This is a genomic window from Listeria fleischmannii subsp. fleischmannii LU2006-1 (genome assembly GCF_000344175.1).
Classification (GTDB): domain Bacteria; phylum Bacillota; class Bacilli; order Lactobacillales; family Listeriaceae; genus Listeria; species Listeria fleischmannii.
Genome location: NZ_ALWW01000038.1, coordinates 18,550 through 28,703, shown reverse-complemented (window position 1 = coordinate 28,703; position 10,154 = coordinate 18,550). Strand labels below are relative to the sequence as shown.

Here is a 10,154-nt window from a genome sequence, read left to right as displayed (position 1 = left end):
GCATCCGCATCCGCATCGGCGTCAGCGTCAGCGTCAGTCACTCAGCATCCGCRTCACGCGTCGGCATCCGCATCGGCGTCAGCGTCAGCATCCGCATCAGCATCAGCATCAGCATCGGCGTCAGCATCAGCGTCCGCATCCGCATCGGCGTCAGCATCAGCATCCGCATCAGCATCGGCGTCAGCATCCGCATCAGCATCAGCATCGGCATCGGCGTCAGCATCAGCATCAGCGTCGGCATCCGCATCAGCATCAGCATCCGCATCAGCATCCGCGTCGGCATCCCCAACATCTGTATCCAGCGTTCCACTAGCAGCCCCACTTGTTAATAAATCCACATCTAAAAAGTTATCGCCGCTTCGTGCTGCAAATTCCAATTGACCATCTGGAGACGTAGGAAGTGCGGTAACCCCTAGAGCTGCTAAATCTATTGTTAAAGTAAATGTATTTGTTGCTGCTACACCAACAGAAGCTAGGCCATGGGAAATTTGTGCTCCGATTGCATTTCTAGATGTATCAATAAGTAAATTATTGCCCGTCACAGTTCCCGTATGAGGTGGAACTCCGATTGGTCCAACCTGGAGAATTGGAATACTATAAGCTAATGTTGTATTTGCGCGAATATTCGGATTAGATAACAGACTACTTAACTCAGGTGGTAACTGAAAATAAGTATAATAGTTACTGACTAATCCAATCCCAGCAAGCTGGGTTCCGGTTAATGTTAAAGTTAATTTCCCATTCGCATACACCGGATTTAAATTTGAATTTCCTAATAAATCAATAGTTGCTGCGTCCGCTTTTATATCTCCCAATTGAATACTTGAATTTAATCCATCAAAATTAAGCGATACCGGAGAAACCATCATCGTTGTGGTAGTAACCAGTGCCGCTATCAATTTTGCTTTTTTTGCCCGATCATCATTTAATCTTTTCTTGTAATTCACCTTACTTTTTCTTCCCATCATTTTTCCCCCTATCGCCTATCCCTTAAGCGAAATAATGAAAATCAATGAAAGGGCGTTTCTCATGTTTTTCTTTCCTGTCTTTGCGATTTGTTTATGTCCCCCCAACATTTACAAAAAACCGACCATCTTCCCTTTGTAAAACACGATATTAATTTTTCAGAATTCTACATCCCTCCTTTATTTTAATTAGAGAAGCTCTTGATGATTAACTTAAATATAATGAGTAAATCTAAAAAAAGAAAGTAAAAAGTAGCTTTCTGACAAAAATAGTACTTTTGGGGTTAATTAGAGAAAAAGTTGTATAAAATCAGGCTTTTGAACATAGTAGATAGACTTTAGTTCTATTTAGGAATAGTTATTTGGATACAATAAAGAAGCAGCAATAATCTGCTTCTAGCATTTTTATTTACATGAAATCATAAGAATATCTGAGAATAATGAAACTATTCAAATTAGGATCAATCACATCTAATAATTTGCAATAGCTAAAATTCTGAGAGTACTAAAACACTAATGTAGAGAACGCTCGCCAATGCTAGTTTTACAGTAGCTAAAATTCTGAGAGTACTAAAACGCACTTGCTCTTTAACACTTCTTTTGTGCTGTTTTACAGTAGCTAAAATTCTGAGAGTACTAAAACTACAACTGTATGATAAAGACGAGAACTACAGTTTTACAGTAGCTAAAATTCTGAGAGTACTAAAACAGCTGAGCGACTCAAATTCACCTGTAGTAAGTTTTACAGTAGCTAAAATTCTGAGAGTACTAAAACTAACAGCGAATAAAGCGCCTGTATCCCCTAGTTTTACAGTAGCTAAAATTCTGAGAGTACTAAAACATAAACGCACCATCTGCTTTGGCTAAAGTAGTTTTACAGTAGCTAAAATTCTGAGAGTACTAAAACCTCAAATTGGTTTTAGATTTTTAAAAAAAACTACTGTTATTTTAGTTTATCATAAAATCTATCAGCTTTCATATAAAAAATCATACTCTAGTTGGCTATGTTGTAATACTGCTACTGGAATAAAGTCAAAGTACTGGAATAGCTCATTAATTATTTTGATTAAAACCAGTTCTTTTACATTCATTTGGATGCTTTGTTTTTTGCTTGTAAATAAATAAGGGGCAATAATTTTTAGTGCCTCTAAAAATTCGTTGTAGCTAGGGATAGTTTGATCTGGGTAATAGGCACAAACACGTGTATATAAATTACGACCATCCGCGAGTGAATGAGCCTCTTCTCCTACAACTAATATACTTTCAATATGTTCCTCGCTAATATAAACATATCCGATTTGGCTTGGGAAAACCATACAATAGAAGTTAGGATGCTTAGTGGTAAGTCGCTTCATGGAATTCATAACTTCCTCATATTCCTGATAACTTAGTGTATCATCAATATTTTTAATCATGAGTAATATCATTTCACTTGAACTTTCAAGGTTTATTTCTAATAAGTCCAGTAAAGACATATATTTTGTAAGCCCATCAACATATTCCGTTGCATATGATCTCTCTTCATATGTTGGCATGAGTGATACATTTTTTTGTAGCAAAATCTTAGAATTGAATTCTTCCACGGCAACCTTCCATTTGAATTTTTTCTCCTCATTTAACTGTTGAATTTCTTCGCTAGCATTTAATTGATTTTCAATTTGAATAATTTCTTGATTTATTTTTTCTATATTCTTGGATATTTCTAAATTTTTCATTACCTGATTTAATACATCGAAAGTCGGAGTTCCTTTATTTGCGCCTAGTAATTCATGAATATCAGAAATAGACTCTATAATAATAGTTCGAAACTTGCTTCTGGATAAATCAAGGCCATCTTCCCAAATTTGCGGTTCATTATAATTTAAAATACTTAGTTCCGATTCAGAATATTTATGCTTACTTAAATACCATGAAATGTTTTGCCACAGCTGCTGTTTTAATTCTGTATTATCTCCAACCACTTGTGTTAGCTGCGAAAATCCCATTTCGATATGCTTTAATTTAGGATGTGAAAAAGTCAGTGTACTCATAAAATCACCATCCGATTAGCCCCGATTTTTTCCTCTTGCTTGGCTTTTTCACCAATGATTAACATCATATCTTCAAATTGTTTTTCAGTAACAGTCAGTAGCCGAATGTGTCCTTCACCAGGCGATTTTTCAGTAATTCTTTTATAAAATTTTTTAGCAAAAACACGATTCGGACAAGTCCTCACATATACAGAGTATTGAAGCATTTCAAAGCCATTACTAATAAGTGTTTTCCGAAAATAACGGTACATTCTTTTTTGCTTTAATGTCTCAGTTGGTAAATCAAAAAAAACAAATAATTCTCATTATGTTATACCTCACTTTTTGAAGCCCCCTCAAAGCTTGTAATATCAATCATATTAATTTTACTTAAATCCCCTGTTTCCATATAGCTAATAAAATCTTGTATATATTTTTCCATAATCACAAGAAGTGTATACTGGCCGTTTTTATATTTCGAACGTAAATTTAATAGGTTAATTAACGCTGAGCGATGTTCAAAGGTTAGAAATTTTTCTTCACGCATATTTGCATACACCCATACATCCACAAATGGCCTAAAAGGTTCAATTAAATCATCAACTAAATTAAACTGATTATATTCACTCCGATGAAAAATCCCTAGCATAGGTTGTAAACCGTAAGCGACTACAAGCCTCGCAATTTGTGCTCTAAAAATACTATATCCATAATTCAGTCCTGCATTAATAGTCAGTTCATCATCCTGTCTCGTAAATTCCTTACCAAATAAGGCATTAAAGTAAACTTTAGCCGCGTGACCTTCTCGATTTGATTTATCATAGTGATCGATTTCGGTGATATAATTTTCCAACTTTTGAATAGCCTCTATATCCGGTTTAACAAGAGAAAGTACTTGTGCTTGCCCATAAATTTTTTGCTTAATATTGTTTCGCCAAAATTCACCTTTCATTTTTTCTTCCCAAGCTATTTGTGCTTGAATCATCTTACTAGCTCGTGAATGACCATTGTAACTATGATAAATCCCTGTTGGTGTATATGTATGGTCACATATAACTAAACTAATATTATAACGTGTCAAAGCAGATAAAAGCCTTGTTGTGACAGTCGTTTGTAAGCCTTCAAGAACAATAATTGAAATATCACTTAGAGGAATCACGTACTCATATTCCTCTTTCAAGATAACTATGCTATCTAGTTTTAATTTTATATATTCACTATCTTTCACCAATACAGTGCGCCAAGTCATCACTTTCTCCTCCTTCTGGATGTTTAAAATAAAAAAGCTCCCCCACAATGTGGGAGAGCTGATTTCGGCATAAAGCCTTATTTCAGTAGGTTCTCAGAATTTTAGCTACTGTGCAAGCGTCCTTGCACTTTTATTTTATCTCCCTATTAACTAAAAGTCAAGAACTTTATTTAATTTTCATGATATTATTCAATACTACGTGGATCCTTTTCTTCCTGAGCTTTAAATGAATTTCCAAGCACATCTGTTTGATATTTATTTAAAATTTTTATTTTTTTAGTAATCGTTATTACTTTCCGATCTTCAAAATTCGGTTTTTCTATCGGCTTCACCTCTATTTTATTCTTACCACTTTCATTTTTCGACCAAAAACGATATCTTGTTAAACTATCTGGATCTTCTCCAGATTCGATAATATCTTCACGGTATAAGCTAAAGCAAAACTTCATTTCACTATGAATTTGTTCCTTTTCCAGAAGTTTTTGATAAGCAATAGGATTAATTACATACCCTTGCTTGGAAAAAGAGAATAAACTATATTTCACACCAATTAGATGGTATCTTTTATTCCCTTCATCATAATAGACATCTGCACGATATGGTTTTATAGATTGCAAAACTACTTTTTTATTTTTCGGTAATGCCGCTTTATTTTTATACGTTACATCAATTTTTTGCCCTAAAGCCCCATCAATAAATTTCAAACTTGTGACTGGTGCCCCTGCTTTATTTTTAGCATATTTCCGAATTACACCATGTTCTTTTTTATAGGCTAAGAAAGGATTTTCGGCATCCGGATAAGTAGCCATTATACTTTCTAGAATAGCAAAAGTTTGTGGGTCGTGTTGATACATCAAAAATTGTTCTTTATTTTTTTTATAACGCTTTAGAAATTGATCTTTATATGTTTTTACGTCATAAATATTTTTAATTTTACCCACAATATAGTCAATCCCATCTCGTTCACGTGTTGAATAAATGGTGTCATTGCTAATTTTACGATTAACCTTTTTGCTTACCTTATAGGAATACTTCACCTTTGTTTCAATATTTTGCAGTTTCGTTTTAAAATTTAAATAAGGCTCTTTATTCATCATTTCATTGTATTCACTTGCCGTTAGCTTTTCAAAAGGTAAAATTTCACCTGTTTCCTTATCGTAAACTTTGCCTTCATCTGAAATTCCTAATTTATTCTTTTTCCAAAGGCGCAAATTAGCTGTTGCCGCTACAATAAGCGCATCAATGGCATGATGGGAATGACTTTCATTACGATCTTTAAAAATCTTCCATTTTTTTCTAAGTTGGGAAGTGAACTTACCTCGCACTACTTTAACTTTTGTCCCCATCTCATGGTTTCCAAAATATTGTTGGTAACTATTTAAAATGACTCTTGAGGCATAGCGCGTATCCACAAGATTTCTAGCTATAAAGCCTCTTCTTACATCCCATTTATTAATATCTTCTTCAAATAATAGCAATTCTCTTTTTTTATTTGAGATTTTCTTCTTATCAAAAAGTTTTTCTACAAATAGCTTATATTGTTCATATGTCCAGTTACCTGATTTACCTTTGTGATAATAAAATGGTGTTTGCTGCCCTTTCTTTTGATTTTCCTCTGAAAAGCAAAGCACTTTATTGTTTAAACTATCATCTAAAGATACGGATTGAGGGATAATATGATCAATTTCAAATTGATTTGGGTTTCGAACTAAATCCACAACTGATATTTTTCGTCCACTATACACACAAAACTGGTCTTGTTGATACCATAACCGCAGTTTTGTCGCTAATTCTTTATGATTTCGAAAAGCTTCGTCCGGAAAAGGGTATTCTTCTCTTGCTCGCTTTAAAGCAGCTTTTTTCTCTTTTTCGTTCTCCTTCTGCATTTTTTCAATCATTTTTCTTTCATCTTCACTCGTCTGATAATCTCTAGGCATTTCGATGATGACGCTATCTAACGGACCATATTTTTTTTAAAATCGCATTCGTTACTTTAATCGTTTGCCTAATACTTCTAGCTGCGATCGGATTATAGATTTCTTCAAGTATGGCTTCACTATTCAAATATTTTTGTTGATTAAGAGGCTTTATATAGGCCTTACCAAGTTGCATGGTATGAATAATCTGCATTTGATTTTTACTTGTTCCATACAATTCTGGCATCATAAGTTTCATAGCCTTTAGGGATAAAGCGTGCCAACCTGAAAAAGCCCCTTTTTTATTTAGTACTAGACAAACGTTTAAGTAATCTTCGGTGAGGTGGGGTAATTTTTCTTTGCACTGCTTTTTAATCTCTAACGTTTCTGAATTAAGTGTCATGATTTTCATAAGCTCATCATAATCAGCTTCAGAAAGTCGCAAATCCACTCCTGCCTCATTCAACGCATTATGTACCTTCCGATAATTTTCGAAAGTATGCATGATAGGTTTTCTATTTTTATCTTTTCTACAACCATCTATATTTTCTATTTTACACTCGCAAACGCTTGCAATATACTTTAATAAATCTTTTGTTCCAAATTTCTTACTATTTTTAACCTTCTCCACAATATCATGCTTTTGGCTAGTGGATAACTTACCCGATTCTAGGCTTGAAATTTTTAAGTTGTTCAAATCATTTAATAGATTAAATTCTTGTGCCACATAAGAAGAGCGAGCTGCTCGCGTTTCTTCAGGAAAAACGCTACACTTTCCAATAAGTATTTCGAATAGATTATCCCAAGTATCTCCGTTTGTTCTGTACACACCGTAATCTGTTCTACTTTTCTCATTACCAGGACCTATGAAATAATCTCTTTTAGAGGCCATAATATTTATATATTCATCAATAAATTCATTCGTTATTTGTTTATGGAATTTTTGTTGTGTTGCTAAAATGGTTTTTGCTTCTTTTATGTAATCACTCGTTCGGAAAATATTAACAAGAAAACTACTCTCTTCGGTATCTTGATTAATTTCAATCATACCGCGGACTTGACCATATTTTTCAAAACGTTCTAATTGTATTTCACAAGGCATTTTCCCACTTTTTATTTCTTCCATATTTTTATTTAAATGTTCTGATTTAATCGCGCCGCCTTCTTCCACGACATCATCCAGATAAGATACACCCCGACGCTTAGCCAAATGTGTCAGAGCCACATAAATCTCTGATATTTCAAGCTTTTCATTTAGCCCTTTTACTCTCAACTGATAAGGATTTTCGTTCACAATATCACAAACATCCATATCATGCGCCAGAAGTAATTGTTTAATTCTTTCTCTACGATGCTTTTTGCGTCGGCTTAGACGTCTAGATTGGCGACGACTTGTTCTCCTGCTTTCATTTTCTGAAGCATCTCGACTACTGAATAACCTTACCCCAGCATCTAGGACATCACCGTTTTCAGCGTCTATAATCCCCCATCCTACAGAAGCAACCCCAATATCCAAACCTAAAACCAATTTTTTCATATGATGTTCCCCTTCCTTTTGTGTACTAATTAAATTATACAGTTTAAAGAGCGATAAAGCTACTATAAAATAGTTTTATGTTATAATAAAACTAAGTAGTTTCTAAAAACTCATTTTGACGAATTTGAGGTTTTAGTACTCTCAGAATTTTAGCTACTGTAAAACTTTCCCCCGTTCGGAATTCTAAGTAGCTATGTTTTAGTACTCTCAGAATTTTAGCTACTGTAAAACTAAAGATACTACTTTAGGATTCACGCCTGTGTTTTAGTACTCTCAGAATTTTAGCTACTGTAAAACGAGAACAGTAAAGAAGGGGTATGTTTTGAAGTTTTAGTACTCTCAGAATTTTAGCTACTGTAAAACAATTTCCAGATATTTACAAGCAAGTGTTAAGTTTTAGTACTCTCAGAATTTTAGCTACTGTAAAACAAAGATGTGGTTATACCATTATCGTTGTCAGTTTTAGTACTCTCAGAATTTTAGCTACTGTAAAACTCCTCTGTTGTAGATGCCGCGCCTCGTTGTGTTTTAGTACTCTCAGAATTTTAGCTACTGTAAAACTCGTAAAAAAGGGATTGACTACATAGCACGTTTTAGTACTCTCAGAATTTTAGCTACTGTAAAACTCTGGAGTTAAAGATTTACTCGACTATGGTGTTTTAGTACTCTCAGAATTTTAGCTACTGTAAAACAGGAAAGAGCAACTTTTAGAAGGCTGGACGGTTTTAGTACTCTCAGAATTTTAGCTACTGTAAAACAGACAACATTCACGATACATCAAGCAATAGGTTTTAGTACTCTCAGAATTTTAGCTACTGTAAAACTTGTTCGCCCTTATTACGACTCGAATACTCGTTTTAGTACTCTCAGAATTTTAGCTACTGTAAAACTGTTCAAGATGAAATTGTATACATGATGATGTTTTAGTACTCTCAGAATTTTAGCTACTGTAAACAAACTTGATCAAAAAAATCAAGCTCGGAAGGTTTTAGTACTCTCAAAATTTTATTTCCCATACATTTCCTAGAAAATCATAAAACCATTTGCGTCTCCAAAATCTAATTTTGAAGACGCAAATGGTTTTTAGTTTGGCTTGGGTAGCCACTTTATTAAAATGGCATTTTGAAATTGCCGAAAGGGTTTTTGCCTTTTTTGCCTTTTCCGCCCATGCCGCCGGACATTTGTTTCATCATTTTTTTCATTTCATTAAATTGTTTGAGGAGGCGGTTTACCTCTTGGATTGGGCGTCCGCTGCCTCTTGCAATTCGTTTTCTGCGGCTGGCGTTGATGATATCAGGATTGTCTTTTTCATTTTTAGTCATGGATTTAATGATGGCTTCGATATGCCCAAGTTGTTTATCATCGACTTGCATATTATCAAGGCCCTTCATTTTGCCGGCGCCAGGTAGCATCTTCAGTAGCTCATCAAGCGGGCCCATTTGCTTCACTTGACCAAGTTGTTCTAGGAAGTCATCGAGTGTCATGGAGTTTTCTTTCATTTTGCGCTCCATTTCACGCATTTTCTCCTGATCCACGTCAACTTGTGCTTTTTCAATAAGAGAAAGGACATCGCCCATTCCTAAAATTCTAGAAGCCATGCGGTCCGGATGGAAAGTTTCGAGAGCTTCCATCTTTTCGCCCATTCCGACAAATTTAATAGGTTTCCCGGTCACTGCGCGGATGGAAAGTGCGGCCCCACCACGTGTGTCGCCGTCTAATTTGGTTAAGACAACACCTGTTACGCCGAGCTGTTCATTGAAGCTCTCCGCTACATTTACGGCATCTTGACCGGTCATAGAATCCACTACGAGTAAAATTTCGGCTGGGTTTGTCACTTCTTTAACTTCTTTAAGTTCACCCATTAATTCCTCGTCGATATGAAGACGTCCGGCCGTATCAATAATGACATAATCTAAGTGTTCCTCTTTTGCTTTTTCGATAGCCTGTTTGGCAATTTCTACAGGACTCACTTGATCCCCTAATGAAAAAACGGGGATATTAAGTTGTTTGCCTAGTGTTTCAAGTTGTTTAATTGCCGCTGGACGATAAATATCGGCTGCTACTAAAAGCGGCTTGCGATTTTGTTTTTTGCGAAGTAAGTTAGCCAGTTTTCCCGTTGTAGTCGTTTTACCGGCACCTTGAAGACCGACCATCATAATAACTGTTGGTGGTTTTTCAGAAACCGCTATTTTGCTTTCCTCGCCGCCCATTAAATTGGTAAGTTCTTCTTGAACAATTTTAATAACTTGTTGGCCCGGCGTTAGGCTCTTCATGACATCTTGACCAACTGAACGTTCACTGACTGTTTTAATAAAGTTTTTAACCACTTTAAAGTTAACGTCTGCCTCTAGTAAGGCTAAACGGACTTCGCGCATCATTTCTTTGACATCTTGTTCGGAAACTTTTCCTTTTCCGCGAATTTTATTCATTGTTTCTTGAAGTCTGCCTGCTAATCCTTCAAAAGCCATAATTTTACCT

6 protein-coding genes, 1 pseudogene and 2 CRISPR repeat arrays are annotated in these 10,154 nt (G+C 35.3%); all 7 genes and pseudogenes read right to left on the bottom strand.

Annotation, left to right across the window (positions count from 1 at the left end):
• Positions 1 to 965 (bottom strand): annotated as a pseudogene (locus LFLEISCH_RS15470) (Lmo1799 family Asp-Ala repeat surface protein); the annotation flags it as partial.
• A 476-nt stretch (positions 966 to 1,441) separates the two neighbouring features.
• Positions 1,442 to 1,872: direct repeats of the CRISPR family, unit length 36 nt; unit sequence GTTTTACAGTAGCTAAAATTCTGAGAGTACTAAAAC.
• Positions 1,873 to 1,933: 61 nt separating this feature from the next.
• Positions 1,934 to 2,995: a CRISPR-associated protein Csn2-St gene (gene csn2-St / locus LFLEISCH_RS11030; protein WP_007476483.1), complete on the bottom strand. Its 1,062-nt coding sequence runs from the start codon at positions 2,993 to 2,995 to the stop codon at positions 1,934 to 1,936.
• Positions 2,992 to 3,246 (bottom strand): CRISPR-associated endonuclease Cas2, encoded by a 255-nt coding sequence (cas2, locus tag LFLEISCH_RS11025; protein WP_007476480.1) that lies wholly within the window; start codon positions 3,244 to 3,246, stop codon positions 2,992 to 2,994. Before cas2 ends, csn2-St begins: the two co-directional genes overlap by 4 nt.
• Positions 3,247 to 3,305: 59 nt before the next feature.
• On the bottom strand, positions 3,306 to 4,223 hold the full coding sequence (cas1, locus tag LFLEISCH_RS11020; protein WP_007476478.1) for a type II CRISPR-associated endonuclease Cas1: 918 nt from the start codon (positions 4,221 to 4,223) through the stop codon (positions 3,306 to 3,308).
• A 185-nt stretch (positions 4,224 to 4,408) separates the two neighbouring features.
• Complete coding sequence (gene cas9 / locus LFLEISCH_RS16215; protein ID WP_077907981.1) at positions 4,409 to 6,160, bottom strand: type II CRISPR RNA-guided endonuclease Cas9; 1,752 nt, start codon at positions 6,158 to 6,160, stop codon at positions 4,409 to 4,411.
• Between the two features lie 13 nt (positions 6,161 to 6,173).
• Positions 6,174 to 7,676, bottom strand: coding sequence for a type II CRISPR RNA-guided endonuclease Cas9 (gene cas9 / locus LFLEISCH_RS16210; protein WP_007476473.1), 1,503 nt, complete (start codon positions 7,674 to 7,676; stop codon positions 6,174 to 6,176).
• Between the two features lie 129 nt (positions 7,677 to 7,805).
• Positions 7,806 to 8,632: direct repeats of the CRISPR family, unit length 36 nt; unit sequence GTTTTAGTACTCTCAGAATTTTAGCTACTGTAAAAC.
• 153 nt (positions 8,633 to 8,785) lie between these two features.
• Positions 8,786 to 10,144 (bottom strand): signal recognition particle protein, encoded by a 1,359-nt coding sequence (gene ffh, locus LFLEISCH_RS11010; RefSeq protein WP_007476470.1) that lies wholly within the window; start codon positions 10,142 to 10,144, stop codon positions 8,786 to 8,788.
• Positions 10,145 to 10,154 lie beyond the last annotated feature (10 nt).

Excerpts from the sequence above, each read along its gene's own strand:
- csn2-St (WP_007476483.1), bottom strand. The coding sequence starts at position 2,995 with ATGAGTACACTGACTTTTTCACATCCTAAATTAAAGCATATCGAAATG.
- cas9 (WP_077907981.1), bottom strand. The coding sequence starts at position 6,160 with ATGCCTAGAGATTATCAGACGAGTGAAGATGAAAGAAAAATGATTGAA.
- ffh (WP_007476470.1), bottom strand. The coding sequence starts at position 10,144 with ATGGCTTTTGAAGGATTAGCAGGCAGACTTCAAGAAACAATGAATAAA.
- cas1 (WP_007476478.1), bottom strand. The coding sequence starts at position 4,223 with ATGACTTGGCGCACTGTATTGGTGAAAGATAGTGAATATATAAAATTA.
- cas2 (WP_007476480.1), bottom strand. The coding sequence starts at position 3,246 with ATGTACCGTTATTTTCGGAAAACACTTATTAGTAATGGCTTTGAAATG.
- cas9 (WP_007476473.1), bottom strand. The coding sequence starts at position 7,676 with ATGAAAAAATTGGTTTTAGGTTTGGATATTGGGGTTGCTTCTGTAGGA.